Origin of the sequence: Neorhizobium populisoli (genome assembly GCF_019430945.1) — a bacterium.
GTDB lineage: Bacteria > Pseudomonadota > Alphaproteobacteria > Rhizobiales > Rhizobiaceae > Neorhizobium > Neorhizobium populisoli.
The window spans coordinates 114,967-132,060 of sequence record NZ_JAHYCB010000004.1; the positions used below are offsets into that span (position 1 = coordinate 114,967).

14 protein-coding genes are annotated in these 17,094 nt (G+C 62.2%); 12 read left to right on the top strand and 2 right to left on the bottom strand.

Annotation, left to right across the window (positions count from 1 at the left end; all coding sequences use genetic code 11):
• The first annotated feature begins 196 nt into the window (after positions 1 to 196).
• From KX729_RS11770 to KX729_RS11825, 12 genes are all read left to right on the top strand, one after another.
• A complete protein-coding gene (locus KX729_RS11770; RefSeq protein WP_219742660.1) occupies positions 197 to 1,846 on the top strand; it encodes an ABC transporter substrate-binding protein in 1,650 nt (549 codons plus the stop codon).
• A 314-nt stretch (positions 1,847 to 2,160) separates the two neighbouring features.
• Positions 2,161 to 3,117, top strand: a complete 957-nt coding sequence (locus KX729_RS11775; RefSeq protein WP_219742661.1) for an ABC transporter permease — start codon at positions 2,161 to 2,163, stop codon at positions 3,115 to 3,117.
• Positions 3,118 to 3,119: 2 nt separating this feature from the next.
• The gene (locus tag KX729_RS11780; protein ID WP_219742662.1) at positions 3,120 to 4,079 is read left to right on the top strand and encodes an ABC transporter permease; all 960 of its coding nucleotides are present in this window, start codon (positions 3,120 to 3,122) and stop codon (positions 4,077 to 4,079) included.
• Positions 4,076 to 5,083 (top strand): ABC transporter ATP-binding protein, encoded by a 1,008-nt coding sequence (locus KX729_RS11785; protein WP_219742663.1) that lies wholly within the window; start codon positions 4,076 to 4,078, stop codon positions 5,081 to 5,083. Before KX729_RS11780 ends, KX729_RS11785 begins: the two co-directional genes overlap by 4 nt.
• The gene (locus KX729_RS11790) at positions 5,083 to 6,072 is read left to right on the top strand and encodes an ABC transporter ATP-binding protein (RefSeq protein ID WP_219742664.1); all 990 of its coding nucleotides are present in this window, start codon (positions 5,083 to 5,085) and stop codon (positions 6,070 to 6,072) included. The genes KX729_RS11785 and KX729_RS11790 overlap by 1 nt, the downstream gene beginning before the upstream one ends.
• Positions 6,072 to 7,145 carry a four-carbon acid sugar kinase family protein gene (locus KX729_RS11795; protein WP_219742665.1) on the top strand — a complete coding sequence of 358 codons (1,074 nt, stop codon included), beginning with the start codon at positions 6,072 to 6,074 and terminating at the stop codon, positions 7,143 to 7,145. Before KX729_RS11790 ends, KX729_RS11795 begins: the two co-directional genes overlap by 1 nt.
• Positions 7,146 to 7,154: 9 nt before the next feature.
• On the top strand, positions 7,155 to 7,925 hold the full coding sequence (locus KX729_RS11800; protein ID WP_219742666.1) for a FadR/GntR family transcriptional regulator: 771 nt from the start codon (positions 7,155 to 7,157) through the stop codon (positions 7,923 to 7,925).
• 203 nt (positions 7,926 to 8,128) lie between these two features.
• A complete protein-coding gene (locus KX729_RS11805; protein WP_219742667.1) occupies positions 8,129 to 8,893 on the top strand; it encodes a siderophore-interacting protein in 765 nt (254 codons plus the stop codon).
• A 134-nt stretch (positions 8,894 to 9,027) separates the two neighbouring features.
• A complete protein-coding gene (locus KX729_RS11810; RefSeq protein ID WP_219742668.1) occupies positions 9,028 to 9,612 on the top strand; it encodes a helix-turn-helix domain-containing protein in 585 nt (194 codons plus the stop codon).
• A gap of 149 nt (positions 9,613 to 9,761) precedes the next feature.
• The gene (locus KX729_RS11815) at positions 9,762 to 10,919 is read left to right on the top strand and encodes a fumarylacetoacetate hydrolase family protein (RefSeq protein ID WP_219742669.1); all 1,158 of its coding nucleotides are present in this window, start codon (positions 9,762 to 9,764) and stop codon (positions 10,917 to 10,919) included.
• A gap of 182 nt (positions 10,920 to 11,101) precedes the next feature.
• Positions 11,102 to 13,459 carry an Orn/Lys/Arg family decarboxylase gene (locus KX729_RS11820; protein WP_219742670.1) on the top strand — a complete coding sequence of 786 codons (2,358 nt, stop codon included), beginning with the start codon at positions 11,102 to 11,104 and terminating at the stop codon, positions 13,457 to 13,459.
• 3 nt (positions 13,460 to 13,462) lie between these two features.
• Positions 13,463 to 14,038 carry a GNAT family N-acetyltransferase gene (locus KX729_RS11825; protein WP_376775956.1) on the top strand — a complete coding sequence of 192 codons (576 nt, stop codon included), beginning with the start codon at positions 13,463 to 13,465 and terminating at the stop codon, positions 14,036 to 14,038.
• An 87-nt stretch (positions 14,039 to 14,125) separates the two neighbouring features.
• Here the strand turns inward: KX729_RS11825 and ertB are convergent, their stop codons facing one another.
• Both ertB and ertC read right to left on the bottom strand, forming a co-directional pair.
• The gene (ertB, locus tag KX729_RS11830; RefSeq protein ID WP_219742671.1) at positions 14,126 to 15,790 is read right to left on the bottom strand and encodes a thiourocanate hydratase; all 1,665 of its coding nucleotides are present in this window, start codon (positions 15,788 to 15,790) and stop codon (positions 14,126 to 14,128) included.
• Positions 15,791 to 15,998: 208 nt separating this feature from the next.
• Complete coding sequence (gene ertC, locus KX729_RS11835) at positions 15,999 to 17,087, bottom strand: thiohydantoin desulfurase (RefSeq protein ID WP_219742672.1); 1,089 nt, start codon at positions 17,085 to 17,087, stop codon at positions 15,999 to 16,001.
• Positions 17,088 to 17,094 lie beyond the last annotated feature (7 nt).

A 17,094-nucleotide genomic window follows, 5' to 3' on the forward strand; every position in this document is an offset into this window, starting at 1 on the left:
AGTTGTCAACGCTTGAATGAAAACGGAATTTTCGATGACTCCGCAATTATTTGAATTTTATAGATATTTTTTGTCTTCTCGTGAAGCAGTGGAAATTTCAAGAAACAAGATTGACATATTTACATTATCGCGCGAGTGTTAGGTCCACATTGCGGCCGGGAGGAAAACGGCCCGCATTTCCACGTGGGAGGATCGGATGACCAAGAAACAAGACAATTCTGCCGGCAAGATGCAAGTTTCCCGGCGCGATGCGCTGAAGCTGGGCCTGAGCGCGACGATCGCCGCATCCGTCTTCGGCGGCAATGCGCGCATCGTTATGGCAGCCGATGGGCAGGTCCTGAAGGTCGCCAATCCGGCCTTCAACCAGGATTGGTCGCCGTTGCGCGGCGGCGGCGTTCCCTATCGCTGGAATTCGATCTGGTGGGCTGCGCCGATGTATTTCGACGAGAAGGGCGAGATCCATCCTTACGTCTTCACCAGCTGGACGCCGTCCGAAGGTGGCAAGGTCTGGACCTTCAAGCTCGACCCCAAAGCTACCTTCTCCGACGGCAGTAAGATCACTGCCAAGGACGTGCAGGGCTCCTGGAACGTCTCGGCCATGCCGAACACCAAGAACCAGCGCGCCGATCAGGTTCTCGCCAAGGTCACCGGTTATGCGGATGTCAGCGCCGGCAAGGCGACGGAAATCTCCGGCATCGCCACCCCGGACGAAGGCACGGTTGTCGTGACACTGTCGGAAACTGATCCGATCTTCTTCATGCGCGTTGCCAACCATATCGCGCCGATCACCAAGGCTTCGCAGTCGCGCGGCAAGGATGGTGAAGAGGTGCAGGACTGGTACATGCCGGACAGCAAGGCCGTCTATTCCGGCCCGTTCAAGCTGACCAAGATCGATCTCGACGCCGGCAAGCTCACGTTCGAGCCGAACGACAAGTTCTTCGGTCCGAAGCCGAAGCTCGCCCGTATCGAAATCACCTCGATCGAAGACAACGTCACCGCCACCTCGCTGATCAAGTCCGGCGAGTTCAACGCCCATACGGAACTTATCACCTCGACCATCGTCCAGGACCTCGGCAAGGAATTTTCCGACGGCCCGCTGATCCCGACCAGCCAGCATTTCTGGTTCAATACGTCGCGCGCCCCGATGGACGATCCGAAGGTGCGCCAGGCGCTGATCATGGCGATCGATCGCAACGGTCTGATCAAAGCCTCCTATCCGGACGGCCCGCACAAGAAGACCGACCAGGTCATCAACTCGGTTCCGGGCGCCGACAATTCCGGTTTCGAGCCTTATCCGTATGACCCGGCCAAAGCGAAGGCGCTCCTGAAGGAATCCAAATACGGCGGCCCCGAGCGTCTGCCGAAGCTTCTCTTCGTCGGCGTGTCCGGCCCGGCCATTCAGGCGGCGGCGCAGTTCATCGCCGAACAGTGGCGCCAGAACCTCGGCATCACTGCGGTCGATATGAAGCCGCAGCAGGACAGCTATGCCGGTCCGGACCAGAATGCGGTTCAGATCTTCCGCGACGACGTCGGCACCCGCGTGCCGGATGCCGTTTCCTACCTGCAGGGCTCGATCGCTTCAACCTCGTCCAACGCGCAGAACAAGATGGGCGGATATAAGAACGCCAAGGTGGACTCGGCGCTCGCTGAGGCTGCCACCAAGGCGGCCGACGATCCGAAGCGTGTAGCCCTTGCGCAGGAGGCTCAGAAAGCCTTCCGTGAAGACTATGCCTTCATCCCGTGGTACGCTCAGGCCATGTCGCGCTGGGCCACCAAGTCGGTCAAGGGCATTGACAAGAACCTCGACTGGCAAGTGGCGAAGCCTTGGGAGATTTCGATCGGTTGAGGCCGGTCGTCAGCTTACTGTGGTTGGAATTTGCCCCTCACCCTAACCCTCTCCCCGTTCTGACGGGGAGAGGGGACGTGCCTTGCGCAACGTCTCGATTTGAGGGAACGGCCGCGGCGTCTTCCCTTCTCCCCGCCTGCGGGGAGAAGGTGCCGGCAGGCGGATGAGGGGCGAGCCTTTTAGAAAACGGTCTCTGCAAGGACTGGAAATTCAAAAATACCTCGCGATGCCGCTGCACCGCGATCAACGTGCATGAAAGCGTCAGGAAACCGCCATCGCCACCGGTTTCCGGCCCATGCGGGAGGAGTTTGGCGATGCTGCGTTATGTAGCCACTCGATTTGCAATCTGGATTCCATCCGTCCTGCTGGTCATGCTGGCGGTATATGCGCTAGCCTTTTACGGCGCCGGCGACCCGATCAAGCTGATCTTCCTGCGCGCGCCGGGCGATGTCGCCTATAATCCGCAGCGCATCGAGGCGATCCGCGAAAGTGCGGGCCTCAACAAGCCGTTCATCGAACAGTTCGGTTTTTACGTCTGGAACCTGCTGCAGGGCAAGTTCGGCAACTCGCTAAGCAACGGCCGTTCCGTCTGGGCGCTGGTCAGCGCCGCCGCACCCGTCTCCTTCCAGCTTGCCCTCTGTTCCGTCATTCTGACGGCGGTCGTCGCCATTCCGCTCGGCATGCTGGCTGCGCTGAACCAGAATACCAAGACCGACTATATCATCCTCGGTTCGGCCCTGTTTCTCTGGGCAATCCCGGCCTATGTCGCCGGCCCGCTGCTGATGGTGGCGCTGATCGTCATCCTGCCGGGCTCGAGCGTGCCTTATGGCTGGGGCGGCGTGTTCGATGTGCGTATCCTGCTGCCGCTGCTCGTCCTCTCCTTCCAGCCGATCGCGCTGATCGTGCGCCAGACGCGCGCGGCAGTCATTGAGGTGCTGTCGGAGGATTTCGTCCGCACCGCCCGTGCCAAGGGCGTGCCGGAAGTCATCGTGGCACTGCGCCACATCCTGCGGCCGGTGCTGACGCCGGTCGTCACCCAGCTCGGCCTGATCATGATCACCATCGTCAACGGCGCGATCTTCGTGGAACTGGTCTTCGGCCTGCCCGGCCTCGGCCGCCTCACCGTGCAGGCGCTGATCAATTCGGATTACCCGGTCATCCTGGCAATCACCCTGATCGGCTCGTTCCTGGTGATGATCTCCAACCTTCTGGTCGACATCCTCTATCCGCTGCTCGACCCGCGCGCCAACGATTCCAAGAGGAGCCGCTGACGATGACGCTCGTTCAGACCAATCCCATCATCACCGATGACGAGCCGCCGGTCAGCCTGTGGCGCGATGCCTGGCATCGCCTGAAGCGCAACAAGCTCGCGATCTTCGGCCTTTGCGTCATCGTCGTGCTCGCCTTCGCAGCGGTCTTCGGTCCTTACCTGACGCCGTTCGATTTCCTCAGCCAGGATCTCGACGCCCGCAACCAGGCGCCGTCGCTGCTGCATCTCTTCGGCACCGACGATCTCGGCCGCGATGTCTTCAGCCGCGTCGTTTATGGCACTCGCACCGCTTTCCTCGTCGCGGTGGTGGTGACGGCGATCGCGCTTGCGATCGGCACGACACTCGGCGCCATCGCCGGCTTTTTCGGCGACCCCTATGACCGGGTCATCATGTGGCTGACGGACATGACCATGTCCGTGCCGAACCTGCTGCTAGTCGTCGTCATCAACGCCTCGCTGAAGAACCCGATCGCCAAATGGATGGAGGCCCAGTACATGGCGACCCTCAATCCCTTCTATCGCGAAACGATCTGGATCGATTTCTTCCTCGTCTTCGGCTCGATGGCGCTGATCTCATGGCCGCCCTATGCGCGTCTCGTCCGCGCGCAGGTCCTGTCGATCCGCAGCCGGCCTTACATTACCGCCGCCATGGCGCTTGGCCTGCCGAACCGCATCATCATGATGCGCTACGTTGTGCCGAATGCGCTCGGACCGCTGATCGTCTCGGTCAGCGCAGGCCTTGGCACCGCAATGGTGCTAGAAAGCGCCTTCTCCTTCCTCGGCGTGGGCGTCAACCCGCCGACTCCAAGCTGGGGCAACATGATCTCCGACGGCCTGCGTGTCTGGCAGCATTATCCGCATCTTCTGGCGGCACCGGCCTTCGTGCTCGGCCTCGCCTCCGTCGCCTTCTCCTTTTTGGGCGATGGCCTGAACGACGCTCTCAATCCGCGAGGTTCGAAGTGACCGCTCAGAACAAACAAGAACGCCTTCTCGACGTCAAAGGCCTGACCGTCGAAATCGACGGTCGCCGCGGCCCGGCCGTGGTGGTCGATGGCATCGATCTTTATGTCGGTAAGGGCGAAACGCTCGGCGTGGTCGGCGAATCCGGCTGCGGCAAGAGCCTGACAATGCTCTCGCTGATGCGGCTCCTGCCGAACAAGATCAAGGTGACCAAGGGAACTGCCGAGTTTAACGGCCGCGACCTCCAAACCATGTCGAACAGAGAGCTGCGCAAAGTGCGCGGCGGCGATATCGGCTTCGTTTTCCAGGACCCGATGACGTCGCTCAACCCGGTGATGAAGGTCGGCGATCAGCTCTGCGAGCCGCTGATCTATCACCGCAAGATGTCGAAGGCCGATGCCCGCAAGCGCGCTGTCGAACTTTTGCGCCTCGTCGGCATTCCCGGCCCGGAAGAACGGCTGGACGCCTATCCGCACGAACTTTCCGGCGGCATGCGCCAGCGCGTGATGATCGCTATCGGCCTCGCCTGCGATCCGAAGCTCCTGATCGCCGACGAGCCGACCACCGCGCTCGACGTCACCATCCAGGCGCAGATCGTCGATCTGGTGAAGGACCTGCGCAACAAGCTCGGCATGTCGGTCGTCTGGATCACCCATGATCTGGCGCTGATCGCCGGGCTCGCCGACCGCGTCGTGGTGCTTTATGCCGGCACCGTCGTCGAGGATGCCCCCGTCGATGACCTCTACGCCAATCCGAGCCATCCCTATACGCGCGGCCTGCTGGCCTCGATCCCGACCCTGTCGGATGCGCCCGCCGCCCGCCTCAGCTCGATCGGCGGAACGCCGCCCGAACCCGGTCGCCGCCCGGCCGGCTGTCCTTTTGCGCCGCGCTGTCCGCTCGCCATGGATATCTGCCTGCGGGAGGTGCCGAAGCTCGAGCCGATTTCCTCCGAAGGCCGCCACCGCGCCGCCTGTTTCGCCGTCAACACAGCATTGAAGGCCGCATGATGAGTGCCGAACCCCTGCTCCGCGTCGAAAATCTGGTGAAGCACTTTCACGTCAAGCTTGGCGCCTTTGGTGAAAAAGCTGCAACCGTCTATGCGCTGGACGATGTCAGCCTCGATATCCACGAGGGCGAAACCCTGTCGCTGGTCGGCGAATCCGGCTGCGGAAAATCGACGACTGGCTTCACCATCCTCAACCTGCACCGCGCCAGCGGCGGCAAGGTCATCTACAAGGGCCAGGATCTTACCCGGCTCGACGAAAAGCACATGCGGCCTTTCCGCCGCGACCTGCAAATCGTTTTTCAGGACCCCTATTCGACGCTCAACCCGCGCATGACGGTGGGCGAGGCGATCGGCGAACCGATGCTCTTCCACAAGCTCGCCACCAAGGCGGACCTGAAAGACAAGATCACCGCGCTCTTGCAGGATGTCGGCCTGCCGACCCGGTTTGCCTCGCGTTATCCGCACGAACTGTCCGGCGGCCAGCGCCAGCGCGTCGTCATCGCTCGTGCTCTCGCCTGCCAGCCAAAATTCATCGTTTGCGATGAAGCCATATCGGCGCTCGACGTGTCGATCCAGGCGCAGATCATCAACCTACTGCTCGATCTGCAGGAGAAATACCGCCTCACCTATCTGTTCATCGCACACGATCTGGCCGTGGTGCGGCACATCTCCACCCGCGTCGGTGTCATGTATCTCGGCCGTCTGGCGGAGCTGGCACCGCGCGATGCGTTGTTCCAGACCCCACTGCATCCTTACACCAAAGCTCTGCTCTCCGCCGTGCCGGAAACAAACCCGGAGCACGAGCGCAACCGCAAGCGCCAGATCCTGCAGGGCGACGTGCCGAGCCCGCTCGATCCGCCTGCCGGCTGCCGTTTTCACAGCCGTTGCCCGATAGCCATGGATGTCTGTTCCAAGGTCGTGCCAGAATGGAAGGAGGCGCGGCCGAACCATCTCGTTGCCTGTCATGCCGTGAACTCGGGTTTGAGCTGATGGGAATAACGGTCGCGATCATCGCCGACGATCTGACGGGCGCGCTGGATACCGGCACGCCCTTCGTCGCGGCGGGGCTTTCGGTGGCCGTCGCGGTCGATGTCGAAAACATCCCGTCAGCCCTTCGCAGCGCGCCGGATGTGCTGGTGGTCAACACCGCTTCCCGCGCACTTTCTCCGCAACAAGCATCCGCGCGGGTCGGGCTTGCGGCAATCGGCATCGCGATGGCCAAACCCGCTTTCGTTTTCAAGAAGATCGATTCCCGCCTTAAGGGCAATGTCGCGGTCGAAAGCGAGGCTCTGGCGCGCGCCTTCGGCTATCGAAAGCTCGTCGTGGCGCCGGCCATTCCCGATCAGCAGCGGTTTACTCGCGGCGGTGCGGTGACCGGCCGCGGGGTGGAGACGCCCCTGCCGATCCTGCCGTTTTTTGCTGGTCCAGGGGCCGATCTCATTATCGCCGATGCGCAGACGGACGAGGATCTGGACCGGATACTCGCCGATCACGACTGGAGCGATGCCGTGGCGGTCGGCGCACGCGGGCTCGGCCTCGCATTGGCCCGCAAGCTCCGCAGGCCGGGTGCGCGACCGGCGATCTTCCGTCCTTCATCCAAAACACTTTTCGCCATCGGCTCACGCGACCCCATCACGGAAGCCCAGATGGAAGCGCTGACGCAAAGCGGCCGGCTCGCCTCGGTGCTGCATGCGCCGTCCGGTGCGCTGCCGGATCGGCCGGATATCGATCTGCCCGCGCTTCTCCGCTGCACGGGAGACATGACCGAGGACAGCACCGCTGTCGCGAACCGTTTTGGCCGCGCCGCGCATGGCCTGATACAGGCTGCGGCACCGGATACGGTCATCACCGGCGGCGGCGATACTGCCCTTGCATTGCTGCGAATTCTGAAAGCCGGCGTGCTGATCCCCAAGGGCGAGATAGAACCCGGCGTGCCCTGGTGCGAAATCCTGTTGGAAAACGGACGGCAAATCCGGGTTGCAGTGAAGTCTGGGGGCTTCGGCACGCCGCAAACTCTGATAAAAGCAATCGAAACAGCGCCTGAAACCCGTCAGGCCGTGTGATGGAAAAGAATGACAGACCGACTGGCTGAAGGCGCACGGAGAGAGACAGGAGTGACGGCAGGCGCAAAGACCGAGCGTGGCCGAACCGTGAAACTTGTCGATCGCGTCCTCGACCAGTTGCAGGAGCGCATCCGCACCGGCAATTACGCGCCGGACAGCCGCTTGCCGGGCGAACACGAGCTTGCCGCCATGCTCGGCGTTTCCCGCCCCGTCGTGCGCGATGCGTTGAGCCGGTTGCGCGAACAGGGCATGATCTATTCCCGCCAGGGCGCCGGCACTTTCGTCAGCGCCCAGGCGTCGGGCGCTTCCCAGCTTGCCTATTCGCCGGTCAAATCGATTGCCGATATCCAGCGCTGCTACGAATTCCGCCTGACGATCGAACCGGCCGCCGCGTTTTTTGCGGCCCAGCGGCGCGACAAGGCGGCGATCGAGAAGATTGCCGCAGCCCTCGCCGAATTGCGTGAGGCGACGAGCCACCAGTTGCATCGCACCGAGGCGGATTTCAATTTCCACCGCGCCGTGACCGAAGCGGCCAACAATCATTTCTACACGGCGTCGATGGAGGCGCTGAAAGCGCATATCGCCGTCGGCATGCACTTGCACGGCCTGTCGCTGATGGGACCGCGGCCCGGCCTGCAGCAGGTCTATGACGAACACGAGGAGATTTTTCGCGCCGTGGCCGACGGCCGCTCCGAGGAAGCCCGCGACCTGATGCGCCGACATCTCGAAGGATCGCGCGACCGCCTGTTCGAAGGGCGGGTTCTCGACCTCTCGTTCTGAGCGAAAATACTGGCCAAAATACTGGATTGCAATAATCCACTTTCGGGCCTATGTCAGGGACACACTGCAGTGCGCAATCGGGCCTTCTGCACGTAAGCGTTAACGTCACTCAACGCGCATGATCGATCGGGCTTGGCCGGTTTCGGTCTGCGCGGTCATGTCCGGCAGATCGGGGCGTCCAGCCTTAGTACAAGGACTGAAGAATGAACGACCTATCCACCTCCCCTGCCGCCCCACGTATCGAACGCGTCCGCCACGAGTTGAAGCGCCGCTCGCTGACCGTTTCGGCCGTCGAATACGTGACGCCGCAAATGCTGCGGATCACTCTTGTCGGTGATGATCTTGCGGATTTCATCAGTGCCGCACCGGATGACCATGTCAAGATTTTCCTGCCGGCGGCCGAAGGCGAACCGGAGCGTCGGGATTATACGCCGCGCCGCTACAACAACGATGCGAAAACTCTCGTCCTGGATTTCGCGGTCCACGAAGCCGGACCGGCAACCCAGTGGGCGCTGGACGCCAGGCCGGGCACCACGCTCGCGCTCGGCGGTCCACGCGGATCTGCGGTGATTTCCGGTATCAGGCGCTGGATACTGATCGGCGACGAAACGGCCCTGCCGGCAATCGGAAGGCGGATCGAGGAAGCCGAGGCCGGCACCTCGATCGTCAGCATCGCAGCCGTTGCGGGGTCCGAAGAACAGCAGGTTTTTGAAACGCGCGCCGAGCTCGAGACGATCTGGGTTCACCGCCCGCTTTCCCGGGCGACCGACGAATCCGGTCTCATTGCCGCCCTCGAGAAGATCGCACTGGAGCCGGAGACATTCATCTGGGTCGCCGCCGAAGCTTCCGTGGCGCGTGCCGTGCGGGCCTACCTTGTCGAAAAACGGGGATACCCGCTGAGCTGGATCAAGGCCGCCGGCTATTGGGCCAAAGGCAAGGCCGACGCCCATGAGCGGATCGAAGACTGAGACGATACCGACCGCAGGAGGGCTCTGGCGCCCCTCCTGCTCCCCACGATCTTCGGCCACGGCGATTTGACTGAGCTTCGGGCATAGCGAAAGACTGTTGCAACACAACGTGTAAAGGCTCTACAGCAACAGATATGTCGGAAGATCAGGACAATATCGACGCACCGCAGATCGGCCCCATCATCCAGCGTCAGCGCAAGCTGCGCGGGCTGACGCTGACGCAGTTTGCGGAACTCTCGGGCGTTTCGAAATCCATGTTGTCGCTGATCGAACGCGGCCAGGCCAACCCGACTTTCGCCGTGCTATGGGGTATGACACGGGCGCTGAAGATCGAGATCGCCGAACTCCTGGACGACAAGGCCGTGCCGGCGGAAAACGGCTCGATCGAAATCACCTCCGCCTCCCACACGCCGGAAATTCGCAGCGCCGACGGGCTTTGCCGTCTGCGCATCCTCAGCCCGCCGCGGCTTGCCGGCTCGATCGAATGGTATGATGTAGAGATCGACCCATCCGGCATGCTCGACAGCGCCCCGCATGCGCCGGGCGCTTTCGAACATTTCACCGCGCTGACCTCCGGTTTCGAGATCACCAGCGGCAGCGTGACGAAGACACTCGATATCGGCGAGACCGCCCGCTATGCCGCCGACGTGCCGCACCGCATCGTCAACCGATCGAAACAAACGATCCGCGGTCTGATGATCCTGCTCTATCACAAATGATTGCGCGCGCCTGCGGCTAAGGTCCGAAACCAGCAAGATCGGCCTTTTCGGAAATCGGCAGGGACCGTATGGTACCGCCCGGGAGCGAGGGTCCGCAGGGAGCCGCGTTGATTTATCTTGATGCCGAAAGCGGAAGGCGATTTACCGACATGACCGATCATCTCATCGATACGACCATCAATGGCCTGTTTGTCGGCCGCGTCTGGAACCCGGCCGTTTCCGGCCCGAGCCTCGTGACGCTGCGTGACGGCAAGCTGATCGACATCACCTCGCGCGAAGCGCCGACGATGAGTGCGCTGCTGGAACGCGACGATGCCGCCGAGTTCGTGCGCAGCGCCGGCGGCCAGAGCCTCGGCACGCTGGATGAGATCGCTGCCAACAGTATCGGCCAGCCGGACCCGGCAAAACCTTATCTTCTGGCGCCCGCCGACCTGCAGACCGTCAAGGCCTGCGGCGTCACCTTCGCGCAATCGATGATCGAGCGGGTGATCGAGGAAAAAGCGGCCGGCAATCCCGATCGCGCGGCGGCGATCCGCGAGAAGGTCAGCACCATTATCGGCGGCAGCCTCCGCGATCTGAAGGCGGGCTCGCCGCAGGCCGCCAATGTCAAGGAAGCGCTGATCAAGGAAGGCATGTGGTCGCAATATCTGGAGGTCGGTATCGGCCCGGATGCGGAAGTCTTCACCAAGGCGCCGGTCCTTTCCTCGGTCGGCTGGGGCGCCGATGTCGGCCTGCACCCGATCTCCACCTGGAACAATCCGGAGCCGGAAATCGTGCTGGCGGTCAACAGCCGCGGCGAGATCAAGGGCGCGACTTTAGGCAACGACGTCAACCTGCGTGACGTCGAAGGCCGCTCCGCCCTGCTGCTCGGCAAGGCGAAGGATAACAACGCCTCCTGCTCGATCGGCCCGTTCGTGCGCCTGCTCGATCAGACCTATACGCTGGATGACGTCCGCAACGCCCAGCTCGACCTGAAGGTCACCGGCCTCGAAGGTTATGTGCTCAACGGCAAGAGCTCGATGTCGCAGATCAGCCGCGATCCGCTCGATCTCGTCCGCCAGACCTGCGGCAAGCACCATCAATATCCGGACGGTTTCATGCTCTTCCTCGGCACGCTGTTTGCGCCGACCGAAGATCGTGACGTCAAGAACCAGGGCTTTACCCACAAGATCGGCGACGTGGTGGAAATCTCCTCGCCGGCGCTCGGTACGTTGCGCAATACAGTGCGGCTTTCCACCGACTGCCCGGCCTGGGAGTTCGGGATCTCGGCGCTGATGAAGAATTTAGCGGGCCGCGACCTGCTTTGATCAGACGTGGTTGGAAGGGGGGCGGAGCAACCGGTTCCGCTCTTTCTGACTTGCCCATACACGGCTATACCGCGAGAGCGTTGGGGACCAACAGGTATCTGCGTCTAATAAATCGCCGCCCAGTCACAACCCTGTCATAAAAAGCGTCAAAACCTCCAGTCGGATCAATAGCGGAGGCCCTCATGGACTATTTCAGACGCTTCAATTTCCTGTTCGCGACCCCCTCTTTCGACAACGAGGATCTGGAAGGCGCGCGGTACAACCAGATCGTCGCGGAAATAGAGCGCTCCGGTTTCGAAGTGGTCCGCGCCCGGACTCTGGACGATGCCGAAGTGGTGGTGCAGACCGATGCCGCGATCGGCTGCATGATGGTCGACTGGGGCAAGAAAGGCCTTGAAGGCAAGACCTCGCATCTGATCAACCTGATGCGCCGCCGCGGGCTGGATTTTCCGATCCTCCTTTTGATCCGCGGCAAGCGTTTCGAGGACGTTCCTGTCGAGGTGCTGGATTTCATCGACGGATATGTCTTCCTGTCGGAGGAAACACCCGGCTTCATCGCCAAGAACCTGATCAGCCGCTTGAAGCAATATGCCGAGACGCTGAAAACCCCGTTCTTCGGCGCGCTGGTCGATTATGCCGAGGAAGGCAACCAGCTCTGGACCTGCCCCGGTCACAATGGCGGCGTCTTCTACAGCCGCAGCCCGATCGGCCGGGTGTTCATGGAGCATCTGGGCGAAGCGGTGTTCCGCGACGACCTCGACAATTCCGTGCTCGATCTCGGCGACCTCCTGACCCACGAGGGACCGGCGCTTGCCGCGCAGAAGGAAGCGGCAAAAATCTTCGGCGCGGAAAAAACCTATTTCGTCCTGAATGGCACCTCCACCTCCAACAAGGTGGCGCTTTCCGCTCTTGTCACAGATGGCGATCTGGTTCTCTTCGACCGCAACAATCACAAGGCCGCCCATCACGGCGCGCTGATGATCTCCGGCGGCATCCCGATCTACGTGCCGACCGCGCGCAACGCCTATGGCCTGATCGGCCCGATGGATTTCGCGGCGCTGGACGAATATATGCTCCGCGAGCGCATCCGCACCAATCCGCTGGTCAAGGACCCCGAGGCCTGGAAGAAGCCGCGGCCGTTCCGCGTCGCCGTCGTCGAGCAATGCACCTATGACGGCACGATCCACAACGCGGAAATGATCCTCAAAAGCATCGGCCATCTCTGCGACTACATCCTCTTCGACGAGGCATGGGCCGGCTTCATGAAGTTTCACCCGCTTTATGCCGGCCGCTTCGCCATGGGCCTGCAGAACCTCGGGCCGGATTCGCCGGGCATCATCGCCACGCAATCCACGCACAAGCAGCTCGCCAGCTTCTCCCAGGCGTCGCAGATCCACATGAAGGACCGGCACATTACCGGCCAGAAGCGCCGCGTGGAGCATCGCCGCTTCAACGAAAGCTTCATGCAGCACGCCTCGACCTCGCCTTTCTATCCGCTGTTCGCCTCGCTGGATGTCGGCGCGCAGATGATGAAGGGCCGTTCCGGCGAAGTGCTGTGGGACGACACGATCCGCCTCGGCATCGAGCTGCGCAAGAAGATGCGCGCCGTGCGACGGGAATTCGAAGAGAAAGAATCCCGCGTCGAGCGCCGCTGGTTCTTCGAACCCTTCGTGCCGGACCGGGTGTCTATCCCCGACGTTTCCAGCCCCGGTGCCGCGCATGACGTGCCGTGGGAAAGCATCGCCACCGACCAGCTGGCGACCAATCCGGCCTTCTGGCATCTGGCACCGGATGCCGCATGGCACGGTTTCCGCGACATGCATGCCGGTTTCGCCATGACGGACCCCAACAAGCTGACAGTGCTCACCCCAGGCTTCGACCGCCGCACCGGTGCTTATGCCGACCACGGCATTCCGGCGCCGATCGTTGCGCAATACTTGCGCGAAAACCGCATCGTCGCCGAAAAAAACGACCTGAATTCCCTGCTTTTCCTGCTGACGCCGGGCGTCGAGGCGAGCAAGGCGGGCACTTTGATTAGCGGCCTCGTCGCCTTCAAGAAGCTGCATGACGACAATGCGCTCCTGGAAGAGGTGATCCCGGAATTCTATCGCCGCCGGCCGGGCCGTTATGCCGGCGTGCGCCTGCGCGATCTCTGCGCCGACATGCACCGCTTCTTCCGCGAGGCGGATGTCAGCGCGCTGCAGACGAAGCAGTTCTCCGCCGCCCACCTGCCGCCGGCGGCCATGTCGCCGCATGACGCGGCGCGTTGTCTCGTCCGCAACGATGTCGATTATCTGCCGATCGGCGAGATCACCGGCCGGATCGCCACGACGCCGTTCGTCGTTTATCCGCCCGGCATCGCCACCATCGTTCCGGGCGAGCGCCTGACCGAACAGGCGCAGCCGATGATCGATTATCTCAAGATGTTCGAAACCTGCTTCAACACCTTCCCGGGCTTTGAAGTGGAAATCCAGGGCGTCTATCGCGAAACGGATACGTCGGGCCGCGTGCGGCTCTACACCTACGTCGCCGCGGAATAATCGATGTCGGAAACGGAAACGAGCATGCAGCAGGAAGTGGTCATTCGTCCGTCTCGGGATGCGGATGTGGAGGCGATGCTGGCGATCTATCGCCGGCATATCCGCCGCGGCATCGAGGAGGGCGTCGACGACAGCGATACGCCGGAACCCGACGATCTGCGCGACCGGCGCAAGAACCTGAAAAGCAAGCGCCTGCCCCACATCGTCGCGACAGTGGACGGGAAGGTGGTCGGTTATGCCTATGTGGTTCTATTCCGCAAGCGACCGGCCTATCGCTACACGGTCAAGCATTCGATCTATGTGCATCACGACCATATCGGCAAGGGCATCGGCAGCCGCCTGCTGCGCGGGCTGATCGATGCCTGCGCCGCCGCGGGCTTCCGGCAGATCATCGGTTATATCGATGCCGACAACGCCGCCTCGCTCGCGCTGCACGAGCGTTTCAACTTCGTGCGCGTGGGTCTGCTGCCGGCAGTAGCCTATCGTTACGGCCGCTGGGCGGATAGCGTCATGGTCCAGCGATCACTCGGTCCCGGCCCGACCACACCGCCACCCCCGCCACCGCTTTCGACACGGTAGGCAGGCCAAGGCTGTTCTGAGAACGCCGCGCCAATGGCGCGAAATACTACCCGCTGGCCTGCGGTCTCCGTGGACGAAAAACGTGTGTTACAAGCCCAGCCGGATATGCCCGACGCCATGCTCGGCCGCAGCTTCGATCGCCTCGTCATATCCGGCATCCGCATAACGAATGATTCCGAGCGACGTATCGTTGGTGATCGAATGCGCGAGCCGTTCGGCACCGGCTGCCGTGCCGTCGGCAACGATCGTCACGCCGGCGCTGGTCATGTATCCCGCATAACCGCCACCGCCGGAATGGATGACGACGAGGTCGGCCATCGATGAGCAAAGGGTCATGGCATTGATCAACGGCCAGTCGGCGATCGCGTCAGACCCGTCCTTCATGTTCTCTGTCATTATATTCGGATGCGTCATGGCACCGGCATCGAGATGGTCGCGCGAGAAGGCGACCGGGCCTTTCAGCTCGCCCTTCGCCACCAATTCGTTGACCGCCAGCGCCAGTTTCGTGCGCTCGCCATGGCCGAGCCAGGCGATTCGGGCCGGCAGGCCTTCGAAGGGCACGTTTTCCCGCGCCAGCCGGATCCAGTTGGTGACGATGAAATTGCCCGGGAAAAGCTCAAGCACAAGATCGTCGATGCGGGCGATATCGCTTTCCTCACCCGACAGCGCCATCCAGCGGAACGGGCCGATCGCGCGGGCGAACAGCGGCCGCAAATAGGCTTCGGTGAAGATGGGAATATCGAAAGCGTTGTCGACACCGCCCTCTCTCGCCTGGGTGCGGATCAGGTTGCCGTTGTCGAAGACCTCGGCTCCCTTTTCCTGCAAGGTCAGCATGGCGCGGACATGATCGGCGATCGAGGCACGGCTCGCCGCCATCAGCTGGCCCTGGCCTTCCTTGCGCAGCCGACGCACTTCCTCAAGGCTCATGCCCTTCGGCACATAACCGTAAACGAGGTCATGCGCCGAGGTCTGGTCGGAAACCACATCCGGCACGATGCCGCGCTTGACGATCTGCGGATAGATATCTGCGGCATTGCCGACGAGGCCGATCGAGACGGCGCGTTTTTCCTTCACCGCCGCATCGATCATGGCAAGCGCCGTATCGAGGTCAGGCGCCACTTCATCGAGGAAACCGATCGACTTGCGTTTGGCAACCCGTTCCGGATCGATATCGACCACAAGGATCGCGGCGCCGGCCATGCGGCCGGCGAGCGGCTGCGCACCACCCATGCCGCCAAGGCCCGCGGTCAGCACGAATCGGCCGGCCAGCGTGCCGCCAAACCGCTTTTCGGCGATCCGCATGAAGATTTCATAGGTGCCCTGAATGACGCCCTGGCTGCCGATATATTGCCAGGCGCCGGCAGTGAGCCCACCCCAGCAGATCAGCCCCTTTTCCTGAAGTTCATAAAAGTATTCGGCCTTGGCCCACTGCCCGACGATATTGCAGTTCGCCATGATCACCAGCGGCGCCTTGTCATGGGTCTTGAGCAGGCCCACCGGTTTGCCGGACTGAATGATCAGCGTCTGATCCTCGTCCATCTCCTTCAGCGCCTTGACGATCGCCGCATGCGCCGGCCAGTTGCGGGCCGCCTTGCCGAGGGCAGCGTAGACGATGAGATTGTCCGGGTCTTCACCGACGGAGAGGACGTTTTCGAGGAGGCGTAGCAAGGCCTCCTGCCGCCAGCCCTTGGCGCGCAGCTCAGGCCCGCCGGGAATCGGGAAATTCGGGTGACGCGGGTTTGGCTTGGGCATGATTGTGTCTCCTCGGAGTCGTGAGGGGGTGAGCCTCATTCTTTCAAGCGGATTGGCGATCGTGTGAGGGTGCAGCGATCTTAAACCCTCCCCCTTGTGGGGAGGGTGGCCGGCAGGCGGGAGGGGTCTTTCTTCTAAAGTGAAGTCCCCTCCCCAACCCCTCCCCACAAGGGGGAGGGGCTTAACCTGCGGCACCGTCTCACATCACTCAAGCCAGCGCATAATCCGCGATACTAATCCCCAGAGCCTTCTCGCAGATCGGATAGACCGACGGGTCCTTCACACTCGATGCCAGCGGGATCAGCGTCTTCGGCACATGCAGCAGAAACACTTGCATACCTACCTTCAGCTGACCGACGCTCATCGGCTCGCCTTCCGGCGACAGCGTCGCGATAATGTCCGGGAAAGTGGCAAGACGATTGCCGCCGGCATCGTCCACCGCCATGTATTCGTTCATCACATGCATGGTCAGAGCCTTGTCGCCCGAGCCGAGCGTCAGCGTGCCGACATCGAAGGCCTCGTTGGTGTAGACGACCGATTTCGCCGTCACTTCCGCTTCGGTCAGGATAGTCCCGCCCGTCGTCTTGACGATCGCATCGATGATCGCATGGCCGCCTTTCGCGTCTGCCGCGATGATCGCCTCGCCTAATGTCAGCGCCAGGCTGATACCACCGAGCGCGGCATTGTCGCGGACATAAGAGGCCCGCAGCGGATTGCGGCAGGAGGCGATGAAGCCGCCGGACATATCGGAGGCGGTGCGCAGCACCGGCGAGACTTTTGCCGTGGCGCCGCGGATGACGAGCTCGATATAACGATTTTCGGCGCGATTGCCGCCGACAGCGGTCTGGATCATCTGTTCGGGCGAATTCGCCATGCCGATCGAGCCCATGTCGCCGGTCGGATGGGCGCGCACGTCACCCACCGCATCCAGAACCTTGGTGCCGAGAATGGCCGACGGCAGCCAGCCGTTCAGCGTCGAGGATTTTCCATTCTGGCCGATCATCAGCGCCGAGACCTGTTCGCCAAGCGCGTCTTCCAGAAGCTGCACGGCCTTGACGTAATCAATGCCCTGCATTTCCCAATTGGTCGTGGAAGCCGGTGCGCCGATCGCCGCAGCCGTCGCAACCCATTCGTCGTCGTCCAGTTCGTCGATGGTGATCAGTTCCGGCTTGCCGATGCTGACCGCTGCATAACCGAGCATCCGGCCATGATCGGCCCAGCCGCCACCGCCCGCCGCATAAACGGAGCCGCCGCGCACTGCCGCCTCGACATCCTTTTCCGTCAGAATCCGACCCATGCCCTTG